The following is a 17,928-nucleotide window of genomic DNA, read 5'->3' on the forward strand; positions in this document are numbered from 1 at the left end:
TCTAGGAGTGCGCCTTTGACGTCCTTCGCACACGGTCCGACCCCACCGCTCGTCCTGCCCCTCACCGCACGACCCGCACTTTGGGTCCGGCGGGTCACGTCAGGTCCGGGCGCGGGGCCGCCGTGCCACCGGTGCTCGGTGGTCTGGTCGATCTCAGGCCGCCGCCGTGCAGATTGCGCGGACGCTCGCGCCGAGGACCGAGGTGTCGCGGCCGACGGTCCAGCGCGGGGTGCCGTCGGGGCTGCGGTGCTCGAGGTAGGTCACGGCGGTCGCGTCGCTGCCCTGGCCGACGGACTGCTGGGCGAGCGAGAGGATCTCGACGGGCCTGCCGAGGCGGGCGAGCGCGGCGGCCAGGGCGTCGACCGCTCCGGCCCCGGTGCCGGAGGTGGTGACCTGCGCGCCGTCGACGGTGAGCACGAGGTCGAGGCACTCGATCCCGTCGTCGGTGCGGCGGCTCGTCCAGGAGACGGGCTCGACGGCTCCTGAACGGGCATAGGCGTCGTCGAACAGCGCGAGGAGCGCGTCGGGCGTCACCTCGGCACCGGTGGCGTCGGCATGCTCCTGGACGCGGCGCGCGAGGTCCACCTGGAGGTCCCGGGGCAGGTCCAGGCCGTGGACGGACTGCAGCACGTACGCGACGCCGCCCTTGCCGGACTGGCTGTTCACGCGGACCAGGGCCTCGTACGACCGCCCGAGGTCGGCAGGGTCGACGGGCAGGTACGGCACGCGCCACGGCGCCACCGCGGGGTCGAGGCCCGACGCCGCGGCGTCGGCCCGGTGGCGTGCCATGCCCTTGCGGATCGCGTCCTGGTGCGTGCCGGAGTACGCGGTGTGGACGAGCTCGCCCACGTAGGGGTGGCGGGGGTGCACGTCGATCCGGTTGCACGCCACGACGACGTCGCGGATCCCGTCGAGGTCGGAGAAGTCGACCATCGGGTCGACGCCCTGCGCGTGCAGGTTGAGGCCCAGGGTCACGAGGTCGACGTTCCCTGTCCGCTCGCCGTTGCCGAACAGGCACCCCTCGACGCGCTGCGCCCCGGCGAGGACGGCGAGCTCGGCGCACGCGACGCCGGTCCCACGGTCGTTGTGCGGGTGCACGGAGAGGATCACGCCGTCGCGCCGCGCGAGGTGGCGGTCCATGTACTCGATCTGGTCGGCGTAGACGTTGGGCGTCGCGACCTCGACGGTCGCGGGCAGGTTGAGGATCACGGGGCGCTCGGGCGTCGCGTCCCAGAGCGTGGTCATGCGGTCGCACACGTCGAGCACGTAGTCGGGCTCGGTGAGGTTGAACACCTCGGGCGAGAACTCGAAGCGGACGCGCGGGTCGTCGCCGGCGCGGCGCAGCACGTCGGTCCCGGCGTCGGTGATGAGGCGCGCGAGGTCCTCGCGGTCGCGGTCGAGCACGACGTCGCGCCACACGGGCGCGGTCGCGGTGTACACGTGGACGACGACAGGGTTGCGCAGGCCCCGCACGGCCTCGAACGTGCGCGCGACGAGGTCGGCCCGCGCGGCGGTGAACACGACGACCGTGACGTGCTCGGGCGCGAGGTCGGTCTCGGCGAGCAGGCGCACGAAGTCGAAGTCGGTCTGCGACGCCGACGGGTAGCCCACCTCGATCTCGGTGTAGCCCATGGCGACGAGCAGCTCGAAGAAACGGCGCTTGCGCGCGGGGTCCATCGGCTCCGCGAGCGCCTGGTTGCCGTCGCGCAGGTCGACGGGGACCCACAGCGGCGCCTGGGTGAGACGGCGCGAGGGCCACCGGCGGTCGGGCAGGTCTGGTACGTCGACCCGCGCGTGGACGTCGGCGTAGCGGGACGAGGGCATGCGCGAGGGGCGCTGACGGTTCCAGGCGGGTGCGGGCGCCGTCGTGCCACGAGCGGGGGCGGGCGTGGAGGTGCTGGCGGGGGTCATGACTGTCCTTCGGGTCGCGCCCCGTGAGCACGGAGCGGTGGGCGACCGGCGCGCGACGGTTCCCCACGGCGGGGAGCCGGTCCGGTCAGACCCCGCCGTGGCGCCGAAGGAGGAGCGCCGTCCAGGACATGACGGGTACGCTAGCGCCGATCAAGTCCTCAGACAACCTGAGAGGTTCCCATGACCGCGCTGCACCGTCGGCCCCTCGCGGACCAGGCGGCCGAGCTCCTGCTCGACCGCGTGCGCTCCGGCGTCTGGCCCCTCGACCACCGGCTGCCCGGCGAGCAGGCGCTCGCGACGGAGCTCGGCGTCGGGCGCTCGACCGTCCGCGAGGCGATCCGCCAGCTCGCGGGGCGCGGCGTGCTCGACAGCCGGCAGGGGTCGGGCGTCTACGTCGTGTCGACCGACACCGCGGACGACTGGGACGAGGTGCTTCGCCGCGGGGAGATCGCGGACGTGCTCGAGGTGCGCGCCGCGCTCGAGGCCGAGGCCGCGGGCCTCGCCGCCACGCGTCGGACCCCCGCGGACCTCCGCGCCATGACGGCGGCGCTCTCACGTCGCGGGCAGGTCCCCGCGACGTCGTCGGCCGCCGAGTACGTGGACGCGGACCTCGTCTTCCACCAGGCGGTCGTCGACGCCGCGCACAACGCCGTGCTGGGCGAGCTCTTCGCGACCTTCGTCCCGCGCCTGCGTCGCGCGATGGTCGCGATGGTCGACCTCGACCGCGCGGGCGAGGCGCACCGGCACGACCAGGACGCGCACCAGGCGATCCTGGACGCCGTGCGCGCCCGCGACGCCGTCCGCGCGTCCGCGGCGGCGCGCGAGCACCTCGCAGCCGTCCACGCGAAGGTCGCCGGGAGAGGGCGACCGTGACCGCCGCGCGACCCTAGGCTGGGGCCATGCACGCGATCGTGGCCCGCGAGGCGGGCGGCCCCGAGGTCCTGGAGTACACCGAGCTGCCCGACCCGTCGCCGGGTCCCGGGCAGCTCCTCGTCCGGTCCGCGGTCGCGGGCGTGAACTTCATCGACACGTACAAGCGCTCCGGCGTGTACGCGATGGAGTACCCGCACGTCGTCGGGAGCGAGGGGGCGGGTGTCGTCGCCGAGCTGGGCGAGGGCGTCGAGGGCTTCGCCGTCGGCGACCGCGTCGTGTGGACCGAGGCACCCGGGTCGTACGCGGACCTCGTCCTCGTGGACGCCGAACAGGCCCTGCAGGTGCCGGACGCCGTGTCGCTCGAGGACGCGACCGCCGTCGCGCTCCAGGGCCTCACCGCGCACTACCTGTGCACGTCGTCCTACCCCGTCCGCCCGGGCGACCGCGTGCTCGTGCACGCGGGCGCGGGCGGCGTCGGGCTGCTGCTCACCCAGATGCTCGTCGCACGCGGCGCGCACGTGATCTCGACCGTCTCGACCCCGGAGAAGGCGGAGCTGTCCCGCCGCGCGGGCGCCGAGCACGCGATCCAGTACACCGCGTTCGCGGACCTCACGGCCGAGCTGCCCGAGGTCGTCCGCGGGCTCACGGGCGGCGAGGGCGTCGCGGCGGTGTACGACTCGGTCGGCAAGGACACGTTCGACGCGTCGCTCGCGTCGCTGCGCCGCCGGGGCACGCTCGTGCTCTACGGAGGCTCCTCCGGCCAGGTCCCGCCGTTCGACCCGCAGCGCCTCAACGCGGGCGGGTCGCTCTTCCTCACGCGCCCCAAGCTCGCCGACCACACGGCGACCCGCGCAGAGCTCGTCGAGCGCGCGACCGAGGTGCTCGGCGCCGTCGCGGGCGGCACGCTGCACGTGCGCGTCGGCGCCACGTTCCCGCTGGCCGACGCCGCCGACGCGCACCGGGCGCTGGAGGGTCGCGCGACCACGGGCAAGGTCCTCCTCCACCCCGAGGGCGCCGCCGACGCCCTGTCGGCCACGGGCACCGCGTGAGCTGGGACTGGGTCCCTCCCCGGCCGGGCGAGGAGGACGGGTCCGCCGGTCCCTCCCCCGCCCTGCGCCGCACCGTGACCGTCCTCGCCGTCCTGCTCACCGCGGCGCTCGCCGCCTACTGGGTGACCGTCGGGGTGCGCCAGCAGGCTGACGCGTGCGTCGCCGACCGCCCCGCGGGCGTCGCGGCGCAGGACGTCGTGACGACCTGGCGGTGGTGGCCGCCCGGCTACGACTGCGCCGTCGCACAGCCGACGACCCGCGCCTGAGGCCGCCGACGTCAGGCCGGCGCGACGGGCGCCACGGCGTGCAGGTGGTCGACCGGGCCACGGCCCGTCCCGACCCGGAGCGCGGTGCCGGCGCGCAGCGCTCCCGTGAGCCACTCCTTGGCGTCGCGCGCGGCCTCCTCCCAGCCCTCGCGCTGGGGGCGCAGGGCTGCGAGCGCCGCGGAGAGCGAGCACCCGGTGCCGTGGGTGTGCGGCGTGTCGACGCGCGGGGCGTCGAACGGGGTGACCGTGGGCGCAGCACCCGGGGAGGCCGAGGGCACGACGAGGGCGTCCGGCGACGTCGCGCCGGTGAGGTGCCCGCCCTTGAGCAGCACGACGGCGCCGCTCGCCGCCGCGTACGACGCCGCCTGGTCCAGGGCGTCGTCCCACGTCGTCGCCACGTCGCTTCCTGCGAGGACGGCGAGCTCGGGCAGGTTGGGCGTCACGACGTCGGCCCGCGCCGCGAGGTCGCGCACGGCCTGTTCCGCGCCCGCGTCGAGCAGGCGGTGCCCCGACGTGGCGACCATGACGGGGTCGAGGACGACCCAGGGCCGCGGGATCCCGGCGTCGGTGCGCGCCGCGGCGAGCGCGTCGAGCCACGCCCCGATCTCGCGCGCGTTCGGCTCGTCGGCGACCATGCCGATCTTCACGGCGTCGATCTCGACGTCGTCGGACACCGCGTCGAGCTGCTCGCGCAGGAACCGAGGGCCGGGGACGTGCACGGAGCGCACGCCGTGCGTGTTCTGCGCGACGAGCGCCGTCGTCACGGCCATGCCGTAGGCGCCGTGCGCGGCGAACGCCTTGAGGTCAGCCTGGATCCCCGCTCCCCCGGTCGGGTCGGTCCCGGCGATCGACAGGACGCGCGGCCGCGAGGGCCGGGCCCCGGGATCGCCGTCGGGACGGGGCGCGCGGTCGGGCACGGGCCGACGCGCGGCGTCGTGCGGGGTTGCGGGGTCGTGCTGGGGCAGGGCGAGCGTCATCGCCGGACATCCCTTCGCTGGTACGAGCCAGAGCAGGTTCGACGGGTCTCATCTCAGCCCCTCGTCGGGGCACCCCGTGTCGCTCGTCATGCTACGTCCTGCGCGCCGGACACCCGGCCCGGTCTCGCGCCGCACCGTCCCGCGTGCGCGACCCGTCCCGCGGGACGCCTCAGGCCTGGTGGATCGCCTCGCCCGCGATCTCGAGACCGATCTTCTTGCCGACGAGGAAGCCGCCGGTCTCGAGGAGCACGTTCCAGACCAGGCCGTAGCTCTCGCGGTCGATCTCGGCCGCGGCGTGGAAGCCGAAGATGTCCCGCCCGTAGGGGTCGCGACGCGCGCCCCCGTACTGCATGGACAGCACCGTCCGGTGGGTGACGCCGCGGACGGTGAGCAGTCCGTTGACGAGGAACCGCCCCGCCTGCGCGGCCCGGGGCTGCACGCGCTCCTGCGCGAGCTCGGCGCGCTCGGGCGAGCGGTTCCGCAGCCGTGCCCAGGCGAGGATCTGGTCCTGCTGCTCGCCCTGCCAGTCGATCGAGGTGCTGCGGAACTCGATGGTCGGGTAGGCGTCGACGTCGAGGAAGTCGGGGCTGCGCAGGTGCGCGTCGCGCTCCTCGTGGTGGGTCGTGAGGCTCGCCGTCTCGATGGTCGCCGTCACGGCCGACGCGAGCGGGTCCTCACCGACCAGGATCGTGGCGCTCGCCCGGGTGAACTCACCCCGGACGGGCGACACCATCATGTGCATCCCGGTGAAACCGATGCGCTTGTGCGCCTCGTCCAGCGCATAGGTGCCGGCGTCGGGAACGGTGAGGCCGTTCCACTGCCGGACAGGGCGTGCCGTCGTCATCCGTCGCTCCCAGGCGTCGTCGAGCCGCGACGTCGGTGTCCGCCCGGTACTGGTCAGGTGTCCAGGACAGCATCCCTGATGAGTGGATGAAGATTCAACTAGGTAGCGGGTGATCTCCCCCTCGGGTCCTCTGGCCACGACCTGGGGAGGACCAGCTCGAACGCACGCGCGCCGCCCGACCGGACAGGTCGGGCGGCGCTACGGGCCTGGACGCGGCGGGTCTGCGACGCGGCGGGTGGCGACACGGCGGGTGGCCGCGACGTCAGCGGGCCGGGAGCTCTCCCGGCATCGGGTCGTCCGCGCCCCAGCGCGTCACCCGGAGCCGGCGCGCGTCGGGGCCCGGCAGCGCCTCTCCGCGGCGCACGGCCTCGTCGGCCGCGGCACGCAGTGTCTCCGGGGAGTCGTGCGTCACGCGCACGAACGCTCCCGAGAACGCGTCGAGCTCGCCGCGCGCGATCGAGACGACCATCTCGACCGTGCGCTCCACCGGGGTCCACTCGGTGCGGCCCTCGTGCATGGCCATCGACGCGGTCATGTCGGTCTGCACCACGCCCGGGGCGACCTCGAACGTGCGCAGCCCGCGCGCGAACCCGGACCGGTGCAGGTTCGCCCCCAGCCGCAGGAGCGCCGTCTTGCTCGCGTTGTACGCGCTCGCGCCGTCCATGTCGTGCGAGCCCGCGCCGCTGTTGAGGTCGACGACGCGGCCGCCGCCGCGCGCGAGCATCCCCGGGACGACGGCGCGCGCGAGGAGGAACGGCCCGCGCACGTTGGTCTCGACGATCGCCCACCACTCGTCGGGGTCCGCCTCCCAGAGCGGCACCTCGGCGTCGACACGCCCCGCGTTGTTGACGAGGAGGTCGACGCTCCCGAGCGCGTCCTGCGCGTCGCCGACGGCCGCCGCGACCGCCGCGGCGTCCGTGACGTCCGCCGTGACCACGACCGCGCGCCCCGCACCGCTCACGGTCAGGGCGCGGATCTCGTCGGCCACGCCCGCGAGCCGGTCGGCATCGCGCGCGAGGAGCGCGACGTCGAGACCGGCCGCGGCGAGACCGACCGCGATCGCGCGGCCGATGCCGCGCGACGCGCCGGTGACGAGCGCCGTCCGCGCGGGCGCGACGGCACCCGCCGTGTCCACCGCGCCCGCCTCGTCCGCGCTCACGCCCGCAGCTCCGCGCCCACGCGCTCGCGCGCGGCCGTCACGGCCCCCTCGCGGACCCGCGCGACGTCGTCCGCGGTCAGCGTGCGGTCCGCGGCGCGCAGCCGGAGGGAGAATGCCAGCGACTTGCGCCCGGCACCGACCTGCGCGCCGGTGAAGACGTCGAACAGCGCGACGTCCTCGACCAGGTCCCCGGCACCGTCGACGATCGCGTCGCGCAGCGCCTGCGCGGTCACGTCGGCGTCCACGACGAAGGCAAGGTCCTCCTTGGCCGCCGGGAAGCCCGAGACCGGCGTCGCCTGCACGGGCTCGTCGGACGAGCCGGCGACGAGCGCCGACAGGTCGACCTCGAACGCCACCGTGCGCGCCGGGAGGCCGAGGTTCTCGAGCACCTTGGGGTGCAGCTCCCCCGCGTGCCCGACGACGGTCCCGTCCGCGAGCTCGAGGCGCGCGCAGCGTCCCGGGTGGAACGGCGCGCGGGTCGTATCGGCCACGACGCGCACGTCCGTGCCGACCCGGAGCCCGACACGCTCGGCGACCAGGCGGGCCGCGCCGAGCGCGTCGGTCCAGTCCGCCGCGCGGCCCGGACCCCACCAGCCGGCACGCTCACGGCGCCCGACGAGGACGCCGGCCACGTGGCGCGGCTGCGACGGCAGCGCGGCGTCGATCGCCACGAGCTCGTCGTCGCTCGGCCGGACCCCGCCCGGCAGCGCGGGCGCGGCGGGCGCGTCGGGCCGCGGGTGCGTGACGAGGCCGATCTCGAAGAGCGCGACGTCGCCCAGCCCCCGCCCGACGTTGCGGCGCGTGGTCTCCAGCAGGGTGCTCAGCAGGTCCGTGCGCATCAGCGGGCGGTCGTCGGCGAGCGGGTTGAGCAGGCGCAGCGCACGACGGCGGGCGTCGTCCGCGGGCAGACGCAGCGCGTCGAGCTCCGCGTCCCCGACGAACGGGTAGCTGAGCGTCTCGACGAAGCCGTCCTCCGCGAGCGCTCGCGCGACCGAGCGGCGCACGCGCTGCTCGCGCGTGAGCCCCCGGCCGCCGGGAGCGGCGGGCAGGAGGGACGGGATCTCGTCGTAACCGACGAGACGCGCGACCTCCTCGACGAGCTCGGCGGGCTCCGTGAGGTCGGGTCGCCACGACGGCGGGGTCACCACGAGCACGCCGGCGGCGTCCACGTCGTCCGCCTCGACCGTGCACCCGATGGCCCCGAGCGTCCCGACGACCTGCTCCAGCGTGTACGGCACGCCGACGAGACGCTCGGCCTCGCCGACAGGGAGCCGGATCGCGGCGGGGGCGACGACGCGGTCGAGGTCGCTCACGGCCGGGTCCGCGGTGCCGCCGCCGAGCTCGACGAGCAGGTCGACGACGCGCTGCGCCGCGACCGCGGGCAGCAGCGGGTCGACCCCGCGCTCGAACCGCTTGGCGGCCTCGCTCGACAGCTTGTGGCGGCGCGACGTGCGCGCGACCGTCACCGGGTCGAAGTGCGCGGCCTCGACGAGCACGGCCGTCGTCGTCGGACCGACCTCGGAGGAGGCGCCGCCGATGACGCCCGCGAGCCCGAGCACGCGGGAGGCGCGCACGCCGTCGGGGCTGTCCGTGACGAGCAGGTCCTCGGGGTCGAGCGCCCGGTCGACGTCGTCGAGCGTCGTGAGCCGCTCCCCCGCCACCGCGCGACGCACGACGATCGGCGCCGCGACCTGCTCGAGGTCGTACGCGTGCAGGGGCTGGCCCAGGTCGAGCATGACGTAGTTCGTGACGTCGACCGCGAGCGAGATCGGCCGCATGCCCGACGCCGTGAGGCGGCGCTGCATCCACGCGGGCGTCTGCGCCGCGAGGTCGATCCCGCGCACGACGCGCGTGACGAACCGGTCGCACCCGACGACGCCGTGGACCGGCGCCGCGTCGTCCACCTCGACGGGGAACCCGTCGGGCGTCGCGGCCGGGGGCGGCGTGGGCAGCGAGCCGGGCAGGCCCGGGTCGGTGAAGCGGGCGCCCGTCGAGTGCGAGAACTCGCGCGCGACGCCGCGGTAGGAGAACGCGTACCCGCGGTCGGGCGTCACGTTGATCTCGAGCACCTCGTCGCCGAGCCCGAGCAGCGCGATCGCGTCCTGCCCGGGGGTCAGGTCCTCGGCCGCGTACCCGAGCCGCGGCAGCACGATGATGCCGTCGTGGTCCTCGCCGAGCCCGAGCTCGCGCTGGGAGCAGATCATGCCGTCGGACACGTGCCCGTAGGTCTTGCGGCTCGCGATGGCGAACGGTCCGGGCAGGACGGAGCCCGGCAGCGCGACGACGACGAGGTCGCCCGGCGCGAAGTTGTGCGCGCCGCACACGATGCCGCGCGCACCGCCCGCCGGCAGGTCGGCGGGGTCGACGCCCTTGATCTCGGCGGCGTTGTGCTGCGGGCCGACGTCGACCAGGCACCAGTTGATCGTCTTGCCGTTCTTCTGCGGCTCGGGCGTCATCTCCAGGACGCGCCCGACGACGAGGGGACCCGTCACGGCCGCGCCGTGGATCGCCTCCTCCTCGAGGCCGACCCGGACGAGGTCGGCGGCGAGCCGCTCGGCGGTGAGCCCCGCGGGCAGCTCGACGTGGTCGCCCAGCCAGTCGATGGCGACGTAGGGCATCAGATCTCCGTTCCGAACTGGGCGGAGAAGCGCGCGTCGCCCTCCACCATGTCGTGCATGTCCGCGATCCCGTGGCGCAGCATGAGCGTGCGCTCGATGCCCATGCCGAACGCGAAGCCCGAGTACACGTCGGGGTCGACCCCGACGGACCGCAGCACGTTCGGGTTGACCATGCCGCAGCCGCCCCACTCGATCCAGCCGGGCCCGCCCTTCTTCTGCGGGAACCACAGGTCCATCTCGGCGCTCGGCTCGGTGAACGGGAAGTAGCTCGGGCGCAGGCGCGTGCGCGCCTCGGGGCCGAACATGGCGCGCGCGAACGCGTCGAGCGTCCCCAGCAGGTTCGCCATGGTCAGCCCCTTGTCGATCGCCAGGCCCTCGACCTGGTGGAAGACGGGCGTGTGGGTCGCGTCGAGCGCGTCGGTACGGAACGTCTTGCCCGGGCACGCGACGTACAGGGGCACGCCGCGCTCGAGCAGCGAGCGCGCCTGGACGGGCGACGTGTGGGTGCGCAGCACGAGGTTCGACGGCGCCGCAGCGCCCTCCGAGCCGCCCGCTCCGGCCACGTAGAACGTGTCCTGCATCTGCCGCGCCGGGTGGTCGACGCCGAAGTTCAGCGCGTCGAAGTTGAACCACTCCGCCTCGACCTCGGGGCCTTCCGCGATCTCCCAGCCGAGGCCGACGAAGAAGTCGGCCACGCGCTCCTGGAGCGTCTCCAACGGGTGCCGCGCGCCCGACGGCACGCGGTCGACCGGGAGCGTGACGTCCACGGCCTCCTCGACGAGCACGCGCTCGTCGCGCTCGGCCTCGAGCTCGGCCTGGCGCGCGGCGAGCGCCTGGTTCACGCGGCCGCGGAGCGGACCGAGGAGCTTGCCGGCGGTCTTCTTGTCGGCGGGCGCGAGCGAGCCGATCTGGCGGTTCGCGAGCGCGAGGGCGCTGCGGTCCCCCGTGTGCTCGGTGCGCACGAGCTTGAGCGCGTCGAGGTCGCGGGCCCCGGCGATCGAGGCGAGGGCGGCGTCGAGCGCGCGCTGGAGCGCGTCGGCGTCGAGCGGGGAGGGAGCGGTCGGGGTGTCCGGGCCGCCGTCCCCCGTGACGGGGGTGACGACGTCGGCGTCAGGGCTGGACATGCGTGCCTTCCTGGCGAGGGCGGGACTGCGGGAGCGGGCGACGACCAGGGCAGGAACCTCAAGGGTGGCCTGGACGGGTGCCGCCTCGCGGGGCGCGACGCACGGGGCGCGCGCGGGCGCGCGCTCGTGCGCGCGTCGCGGTCATTCTAGGGCGCCCGTCCCGGCCCGGTCCGTCCCGCCTCGGGCGGGAGGTGTGCACGCGTCAGTCGCGCGGGCCCGTGACGGGCCCGGGAAATCGACGACCACCGTGCATGCTCATGACCGCCATCCTCGCACAGCCGTCGTGCGGGTGCCGGGGCGCCCCGCCCGGTCCCCGCGTGCGGATTCCCGCGGGCGCGGCGGTCCGCGAGGATGTGCGGGTGAGCGCTCCGCACGACGCGTCGCCGGGCCAGCCGCCGGTCGAGGACCCGACCGGTCGCTTCCGCCCACCTGCCCGGAACCGTGCGCGCCGTGCCGGCGCGGGCTCGTGGCCGGGATACGCGCCCGCGGAGGAGTCCGCGCCCGACCCGCTCGACCGGACGCTGTCCCGTGACCAGCTCCGGCGCGCGGCGGACCGCAAGGCCCCCCGCGTGCGCGACCGCCGCCGGTCCTCCGGCGCGGCACCGCGCGCCTCGGCTCGTCCGAGCGCGAGCGCGCCGGGCGGCGGACGCAGGCGTCCTCCCGAGCGCGGAGCGGGCACGTGGCGGACGCCGACCCGTACCCGGTCGGGGCGCGAGCGCCACGTCCTCTCGCCCGTCCGCTACCGCTCGGCCGGCCTCGCGTTCGTCACCGGCCTCGGCCTGGGCGCGGCGGTCGCCGTGCCGGGTGCCGTCCTCCTCGCCGTCGCCGGGGTCGACGGCGAGGCGTCGCCCTGGGGCTGGCTGGCCGCGGCCGCCGCGCTCGGGAGCGTCGTGGGGTTGTGCGTCCCGCTCCTCCGCCTGCGCTGGACGAGCGCGCCCTGGGGATCGACGACCCCGCCGACCGTCCGGTGGCTCGCCTGGGCGGGCGGCGCGAGCCTCGCGCTCATGGTGGTGCTCGTGCGGTGGGCCGCTCTCTCCTGAGAGCCCCGCACCTGCGGCCGCGCCGTCGTCAGCCTCGCGTCGCCGCTCCGGCCAGCGGGACGGTCGCGACCGTGCGGTACACCCGCCGCCCCGAGGTGTCTCCCGGCAGGTCACCGGACGTGGACTCGAGCAGCAGGAGCTCGTGCGCGGTCCAGTCCGGCCCCGCGTAGACGGACAGCGCCGCGGCCGGGCCGGCGAGCGGGTCACCGGCGGTGAGGTCGGCGCCGCGACCTTCCCCGGGCCGGCGTCCGGCAGAGCCCGCGCGACGTCGCGCCTGCCGGGCCCCGGCCGCGGCTCGAGCCACGGTGAGGTGGGCGCGCTGGCGCGGTCGCCGGTCGACGCGGACGCCGACCTCGCCGGCCGCCTCGGCCACGGCCGCGCTGAGGCCGGGCAGCGCGTCCGTGTCAGGGCCGCCCACGCCGACCCACAGCACGCGCCGGTCGAAGACACCCGCGCCGCGCAGGCGCAACGACAGCGGAGGGGTCTCGAGCGCGACCCGGGCGAGGGCGGCGGAGAGCTCGGGGACCGCGCCGTCCGGGACCGACCCGAAGAACGAGACGGTCACGTGCCACAGCTCAGGCGGGGTCCAGCGCACCATCGGGGCGCCGTCGGGGCGACGCGCCTCCTGGGCCTGCGCGCCTGAGAGCGCGAGCGCGAGGTGGTCGAGCGCGGCGACGCCCGGGCGGAGCGCGGCGAACAGGCTCACGCGCCGGCTCCGCCCGCCGTGGCCGGACGCCGGGCGGGTCGGTGCGCCCGGCTGGAGGCGTAGAGGCACACCGTCGCGGCGGTGGCGAGGTTGAGCGACTCGGCCAGCCCGCGGATCGGGACGCGCACGACCGCGTCGGCGAGCGCCCGGTCCTGCTCGGGCAGGCCCCAGGCCTCGTTCCCGAAGACCCAGGCGGTCGGGGCCGCGAGGTCGGCGCGGCGCTGCCCGTCATCGAGCGCCCCCACGCCCGCGGGACCGGCCACGTCGAGCAGGTCGTCCAGGTCCAGGTCGCCCGCGCCGTCGGCCGCGAGCACGGTGAGCCCGGCGTCGCGCAGCGCGGCCACCGCGTCCGCGAGGCTCACGCCCGTGACGACGGGCAGGTGGAACAACGAGCCCGCGGTGGAGCGCACGACCTTGGGGTTGTGCACGTCCACGCTCTCCCCCGCGAGCACGACGGCGTCCGCGCCGGCCGCGTCGGCGGCCCGGATCACGGTCCCGGCGTTCCCCGGGTCGCGCACCGTCGCCAGCACCGCGACGAGGGCGGGCCGCTCGCGGCCGGGCCCGGTGAGCGTGGCGACGACGTCCTCGACCGTGGGCTCCTGCGCGCGGACCACCGCGAGCACGCCCTGCGCGTCAGGGCTCATCGCGGTGAGCACCTCGACCGTCGCGACGTGGACGTGCAGACCCGCGGTGCGGGCGTCGTCGACGATCTCGGGGTGCCGACCGCCCGCCGTGGGCGTCACGTACACGTCGCGGACGCGCTCAGGCGCGTGCCGCACGGCCTCGCGCACGCCCTGCGGCCCCTCGACGAGGAGCTGTCCGTGCCGCGAACGTGCCGAACGCCCGGCCAGCGCGCGGACCGCCTTGACCCGGTCGCTGCGAGGGTTCGTCAGCGTGGGGTCGAGCGGGCCGTGCGCCCTCCGGGCGTCCGTCGCGTCGTGGGCGCTGGTCAGGCTGCGGCCTTCGGCGCGTTGACGTCCTCGGGGAGCGCGTCCTTGGCGACCTGGACCAGCGCGTTGAACGCGGCCACGTCGTTGACCGCGAGCTCGGCGAGCAGGCGACGGTCGACCTCGACACCCGCGGCCTTGAGGCCCTGGATGAGGCGGTTGTACGTCAGGCCCTGCGCGCGGGACGCCGCGTTGATGCGCTGGATCCACAGCTTGCGGAAGTCGCCCTTGCGCGCCTTGCGGTCGCGGTACGAGTAGACGAGGGAGTGGGTGACCTGCTCCTTCGCCTTGCGGTAGAGGCGCGAGCGCTGGCCGCGGTAGCCGCTGGCGCGCTCGAGGGTCGTACGGCGCTTCTTCTGGGCGTTGACCGCCCGCTTCACGCGTGCCACGTGATGCTCCTTGCAGTTCGGGGCTCAGGGGTGAGCCGGTCGGTGGCGGGTTCCGCCACCTGCCGGGTCACTTGCCGAGCAGCTTCTTGATGGTCTTGACGTCGGCGGGCGAGACCACCTGGTCCTGGGCGAGGCGGCGCTTGCGCTTGGTGGCCTTGTGCTCGAGCAGGTGTCGAGCGTTGGCCTGCTCGCGCATGACCTTGCCGGTACCCGTGATGCGGAAGCGCTTCTTGGCACCCGAGTGCGTCTTGTTCTTCGGCATGACTGCCGTCTCTCCTTGTGTCCGGTCAGCCGCCTCGCGGCGGCCGACGTGTTCGGGTCCTGGCCGGTGGGCCCGGACCCCGAGCAGGGTCGGTCTGTGCTGCCGGCCGTCAGCCGGCCTTGCCTCGCGGTGCCGGCTTGGGCGCCGGGCGCGGGGCGCTCGGCTTGGGCGCGGCGGGCTTGGGGGCCGCCGGCTTGGCGCCGGACGCCGGCGCGGACGGAGCCGCCGGTGCCGGGCGGGGGGTGGCCGGGCGCGGCGCGGCAGGCTTCGAGTCCGCCGCCGGTCGGACAGCGGGACGCGGTGCCGTGGCCGGACGCGGCGCGGACGCCGAGCGCGGGGCGGCAGCCTTGGGCGCGGGTGCGGCCTTCGGCGCCGGAGCTGCCTTGGGCGCCGGAGCTGCCTTCGGCGCGGGCGCCTCCTCGACCGGAGCCTCGACGGGTGCCTCGACCGACACGGCCTCCTCGGCGGGGGCCGGGGTGGTCTCGACGGCCGGGGCCTCGATGGCCTCGGGCGCGTCGACGTCCTCGCCCTCCGGGCCGTCGACCGTGCGCGCCGCGGCGCGCTGGGCGGACTTCGTCAGGCGGGGCTCGGCCTCCTGCGCCCGCTTGCGCTGCTCGCTCTTGGCGTCGGCCTTCTTCTTCACCGGACCGAGCACCATGGTCATGTTGCGGCCGTCCTGCTTCGGCATCGACTCCACGAAGCCGAGCTCCGCGACGTCGTCCGCGAGGCGCTGGAGCAGACGCACGCCCATCTCGGGGCGGGACTGCTCGCGGCCGCGGAACATGATCATGACCTTGACCTTGTCGCCGGCGGCGAGGAAGCGCTCGACGTGGCCCTTCTTGGTGCCGTAGTCGTGCGGGTCGATCTTCAGGCGGAAGCGGATCTCCTTGAGGACCGTGTTCGCCTGGTTGCGCCGCGCCTCACGCGCCTTCATGTCGGACTCGTACTTGAACTTGCCGAAGTCCATGAGCTTGGCGACGGGGGGCCGGGCGTCCGGGGCGACCTCGACGAGGTCGAGGTCCGCGTCCTGGGCAAGGCTCAGGGCAACCTCGGTGCGGACGACGCCGACCTGCTCCCCGCCGGGACCGATGAGTCGGACCTCGGGGACGCGGATCCGATCGTTGATGCGAGGCTCGCTGATGTGATGCTCCTAGGAAGTCGTCGGTAGACCGCCCGGGACGAAGAAGGCCTCCGTCCCTGAGCGCAGGGCGGAGGCCATCAGGTCGGGACGTCGCACCAGCGACGACCACGTCGGAACGGCCCCCCGAAGGGTGCGTCCCGGACCAGGACCCGGCCTCTGTCGCGACGTTCGTCGGCGGTCGAGACCCGGGTGGGATGAGATCCACTTGCGCACTCGCACCCCTCCCGTCGCCCGGAAACCGGACGAGGAGACGCGCACGAGTCGGTCAGCCATCAAGGATAGCAGAGGCGGGGCGGGTCCTCGCACCCGGCCGGGAACCGAACATCGGATCACCTCCATCAATGGAACTCTTCCAGTTTACGTGGTTAGAGTGGTGCCATGACGACAGGAGCGACGCCCGGCGTGGGGACGAGCCTCGACGACGGGCCACGACGCGCCCGCCACGAGGGCGAGCTGCGCGAGCACGGCCTGCGCGTCACCGCGGCCCGGCTCGCGGTGCTCGACGCGGTCGAGCTCCAGCAGCACGCCGACGCCGACGACCTCCTGCGGGCGGCGCGCGCGTCGCTCGGCTCCGTCTCGGTCCAGGCGGTCTACGACGTCCTGCACACGCTCACCGACAAGGGGCTTGTCCGCAGGATCGAGCCCGCGGGCCACCCGGCACGCTACGAGCGCCGCCTCGGCGACAACCACCACCACGTGGTGTGCCGGGGCTGCGGCGCGGTCGCCGACGTGGACTGCACGGTCGGCCACGCTCCCTGCCTGACCCCCTCCAGCACGTCGGGGTTCCAGATCGACACCGCCGAGGTGACGTTCTGGGGCCTCTGTCCCGACTGCGCGGACTGACCACCCCCACCCCGCTCCCCGTGCCCCCGCGCACCCGGAGCGCGCCCGTTTCCTCACGAAGATCCTGGTATGAGAACGCTCAACGGGCCGCGACCGCGGCCCACGGAAGGAGACCCATGACCGCCCCCTTCACCACCACGAACGCCGGCGCACCCGTCGCCTCGGACGCCCACGCGCAGACCGTCGGCGCCGACGGTCCGATCGTCCTGCACGACCACTACCTCGTCGAGAAGCTCGCCCAGTTCAACCGCGAGCGCGTCCCCGAGCGCGTCGTGCACGCCAAGGGCGGCGGCGCCTTCGGGACCTTCACGGTGACGAACGACGTGAGCGCCTTCACGCGCGCCGCGCTCTTCCAGCCCGGCACGACGACCGAGATGCTCGCGCGCTTCTCCTCCGTCGCGGGCGAGCAGGGCTCGCCCGACACGTGGCGCGACCCGCGCGGCTTCGCGCTGAAGTTCTACACGACCGAGGGCAACTACGACCTCGTCGGCAACAACACGCCGGTGTTCTTCCTGCGCGACGGCATCAAGTTCCCCGACTTCATCCGCTCGCAGAAGCGCCTGCCCGGCTCGAACCTGCGCGACAACGACATGCAGTGGGACTTCTGGACCCTGTCCCCCGAGTCCGCGCACCAGGTGACGTGGCTCATGGGCGACCGCGGCCTGCCGTCGAGCTGGCGCCACATGGACGGGTTCGGCTCGCACACCTACCAGTGGATCAACGCGGCCGGCGAGCGCTTCTGGGTCAAGTACCACTTCAAGACCCAGCAGGGCATCGACAACCTCTCCGCCGACGAGGCGTCGCAGCTCGCCGGCTCGGACTCGGACCACCACATCCGCGACCTGTACGAGCACATCGAGGCGGGCGACTTCCCGCGCTGGACACTCTCCGTCCAGGTCATGCCGTACGAGGACGCGAAGGCCTACCGGTTCAACCCGTTCGACCTGACCAAGGTGTGGCCGCACGCCGACTACCCGCTGGTCGAGGTCGGGGTGATGGAGCTCAACCGGAACCCGGAGAACTACTTCGCCCAGATCGAGCAGGCCACGTTCGCGCCGAGCAACTTCGTCCCCGGCATCGCGACGAGCCCCGACAAGATGCTGCTCGCGCGCATCTTCTCCTACGCCGACGCGCACCGGTACCGCGTGGGCACGAACCACGCGCAGCTGCCCGTGAACGCGCCGCACGCGGCGAGCGAGGGCGGCCACTCGTACGCGAAGGACGGCGCGATGCGCTACTCCTTCTCGTCCGCGACGACGCCGGTCTACGCGCCCAACAGCCAGGGCGGCGCCCACGCCGACCCCGCCCGTGCCGCCGAGTCGGCCGGGTGGGAGTCCGACGGCGAGCTGACGCGCTCCGCCGCGACGCTGCACCCGGAGGACGACGACTTCGGCCAGGCCGGCACCCTCTACCGCGAGGTCTTCGACGACGCGGCCCGCGACCGCTTCCTCGCGACGATCACGGGGCACGTCGGCGCCGTGCGCAGCGACGAGATCCGCGAGCGCGCGATCGCGTACTGGACGAACGTCGACGCCGGCCTCGGCGGCGCGCTGCGCGTCGCGCTCGCCGCCACCGGCGCGCCCGTCGAGGGCGGCCAGCCCGGCACCGCGGCGGAGCCCGTGCGCGTCTGAGCCTCGGGTCCCGGCGGTCGCGAGCCGCCGCCCCGCCATGCCGGCCGTCGTCCCCTGCGGGGCGGCGGGGGGGGGGGGGGCGGCCCCCCCCCCCCCCCCGGGGGGGGGCCCCCCCCCCCCCCGGGCGGGAAGTCGCGCGGAAGGACCA

17 protein-coding genes and 1 riboswitch are annotated in these 17,928 nt (G+C 75.1%); of the genes, 6 read left to right on the forward strand and 11 right to left on the reverse strand.

The window, feature by feature from the left end; translation table 11 throughout:
• Positions 1-153: 153 nt before the first annotated feature.
• Positions 154-1,911: a 2-isopropylmalate synthase gene (locus ACFWH7_RS14545; RefSeq protein ID WP_378217216.1), complete on the reverse strand. Its 1,758-nt coding sequence runs from the start codon at positions 1,909-1,911 to the stop codon at positions 154-156.
• Positions 1,912-2,091: 180 nt separating this feature from the next.
• Here ACFWH7_RS14545 and ACFWH7_RS14550 point away from each other — a divergent pair, with 180 nt between their 5' ends.
• Genes ACFWH7_RS14550 through ACFWH7_RS14560 form a run of 3 tightly spaced genes read left to right on the forward strand, consistent with a single transcriptional unit; the run spans position 2,092 to position 4,099 of the window.
• Complete coding sequence (locus ACFWH7_RS14550; protein WP_378217217.1) at positions 2,092-2,784, forward strand: FadR/GntR family transcriptional regulator; 693 nt, start codon at positions 2,092-2,094, stop codon at positions 2,782-2,784.
• A 26-nt stretch (positions 2,785-2,810) separates the two neighbouring features.
• Positions 2,811-3,833, forward strand: a complete 1,023-nt coding sequence (locus tag ACFWH7_RS14555; protein WP_378217218.1) for a quinone oxidoreductase family protein — start codon at positions 2,811-2,813, stop codon at positions 3,831-3,833.
• Complete coding sequence (locus tag ACFWH7_RS14560) at positions 3,830-4,099, forward strand: hypothetical protein (RefSeq protein ID WP_378217219.1); 270 nt, start codon at positions 3,830-3,832, stop codon at positions 4,097-4,099. Before ACFWH7_RS14555 ends, ACFWH7_RS14560 begins: the two co-directional genes overlap by 4 nt.
• Positions 4,100-4,110: 11 nt before the next feature.
• Here ACFWH7_RS14560 and thiD read toward each other — a convergent pair whose 3' ends face one another.
• From thiD to pheS, 5 genes are all read right to left on the reverse strand, one after another.
• Complete coding sequence (gene thiD / locus ACFWH7_RS14565) at positions 4,111-5,076, reverse strand: bifunctional hydroxymethylpyrimidine kinase/phosphomethylpyrimidine kinase (RefSeq protein WP_378217220.1); 966 nt, start codon at positions 5,074-5,076, stop codon at positions 4,111-4,113.
• Positions 5,069-5,163: riboswitch (TPP riboswitch) on the reverse strand. It overlaps the preceding gene by 8 nt.
• 82 nt (positions 5,164-5,245) lie before the next feature.
• A complete protein-coding gene (locus tag ACFWH7_RS14570; protein WP_378217221.1) occupies positions 5,246-5,920 on the reverse strand; it encodes a YceI family protein in 675 nt (224 codons plus the stop codon).
• A 262-nt stretch (positions 5,921-6,182) separates the two neighbouring features.
• Positions 6,183-7,079: an SDR family oxidoreductase gene (locus tag ACFWH7_RS14575; RefSeq protein ID WP_378217222.1), complete on the reverse strand. Its 897-nt coding sequence runs from the start codon at positions 7,077-7,079 to the stop codon at positions 6,183-6,185.
• Entirely contained in the window at positions 7,076-9,697 is a 2,622-nt protein-coding gene (pheT, locus tag ACFWH7_RS14580; protein ID WP_378217223.1) for a phenylalanine--tRNA ligase subunit beta, read from the reverse strand. The genes ACFWH7_RS14575 and pheT overlap by 4 nt, the downstream gene beginning before the upstream one ends.
• On the reverse strand, positions 9,697-10,821 hold the full coding sequence (gene pheS / locus ACFWH7_RS14585) for a phenylalanine--tRNA ligase subunit alpha (RefSeq protein ID WP_378217225.1): 1,125 nt from the start codon (positions 10,819-10,821) through the stop codon (positions 9,697-9,699). Before pheS ends, pheT begins: the two co-directional genes overlap by 1 nt.
• A 359-nt stretch (positions 10,822-11,180) precedes the next feature.
• On the opposite strand from pheS, the gene ACFWH7_RS14590 reads away from it, so the two are divergent.
• Positions 11,181-11,861: a hypothetical protein gene (locus ACFWH7_RS14590; RefSeq protein ID WP_378217226.1), complete on the forward strand. Its 681-nt coding sequence runs from the start codon at positions 11,181-11,183 to the stop codon at positions 11,859-11,861.
• Positions 11,862-11,889: 28 nt separating this feature from the next.
• On the opposite strand, the gene thpR is transcribed toward ACFWH7_RS14590, so the two are convergent.
• From thpR to infC, 5 genes are all read right to left on the reverse strand, one after another.
• Positions 11,890-12,567 carry an RNA 2',3'-cyclic phosphodiesterase gene (gene thpR, locus ACFWH7_RS14595; protein ID WP_378217227.1) on the reverse strand — a complete coding sequence of 226 codons (678 nt, stop codon included), beginning with the start codon at positions 12,565-12,567 and terminating at the stop codon, positions 11,890-11,892.
• Positions 12,564-13,460, reverse strand: a complete 897-nt coding sequence (locus ACFWH7_RS14600) for a TrmH family RNA methyltransferase (RefSeq protein ID WP_378217232.1) — start codon at positions 13,458-13,460, stop codon at positions 12,564-12,566. Before ACFWH7_RS14600 ends, thpR begins: the two co-directional genes overlap by 4 nt.
• Before the next feature lie 56 nt (positions 13,461-13,516).
• Positions 13,517-13,903 (reverse strand): 50S ribosomal protein L20, encoded by a 387-nt coding sequence (gene rplT, locus ACFWH7_RS14605; RefSeq protein WP_024840664.1) that lies wholly within the window; start codon positions 13,901-13,903, stop codon positions 13,517-13,519.
• 67 nt (positions 13,904-13,970) lie between these two features.
• Positions 13,971-14,165, reverse strand: a complete 195-nt coding sequence (gene rpmI, locus ACFWH7_RS14610) for a 50S ribosomal protein L35 (RefSeq protein WP_047233980.1) — start codon at positions 14,163-14,165, stop codon at positions 13,971-13,973.
• Positions 14,166-14,274: 109 nt separating this feature from the next.
• Positions 14,275-15,306, reverse strand: a complete 1,032-nt coding sequence (gene infC, locus ACFWH7_RS14615; RefSeq protein WP_378217233.1) for a translation initiation factor IF-3 — start codon at positions 15,304-15,306, stop codon at positions 14,275-14,277.
• Between the two features lie 378 nt (positions 15,307-15,684).
• On the opposite strand from infC, the gene ACFWH7_RS14620 reads away from it, so the two are divergent.
• Together ACFWH7_RS14620 and ACFWH7_RS14625 are read left to right on the forward strand one after the other, a co-directional pair.
• The gene (locus ACFWH7_RS14620; protein ID WP_378217228.1) at positions 15,685-16,149 is read left to right on the forward strand and encodes a Fur family transcriptional regulator; all 465 of its coding nucleotides are present in this window, start codon (positions 15,685-15,687) and stop codon (positions 16,147-16,149) included.
• 116 nt (positions 16,150-16,265) lie between these two features.
• A complete protein-coding gene (locus ACFWH7_RS14625; RefSeq protein WP_378217229.1) occupies positions 16,266-17,780 on the forward strand; it encodes a catalase in 1,515 nt (504 codons plus the stop codon).
• Positions 17,781-17,928 lie beyond the last annotated feature (148 nt).

Source organism: Cellulosimicrobium cellulans (assembly GCF_042723955.1).
Classification (GTDB): Bacteria; Actinomycetota; Actinomycetes; order Actinomycetales; family Cellulomonadaceae; genus Cellulosimicrobium; species Cellulosimicrobium cellulans_H.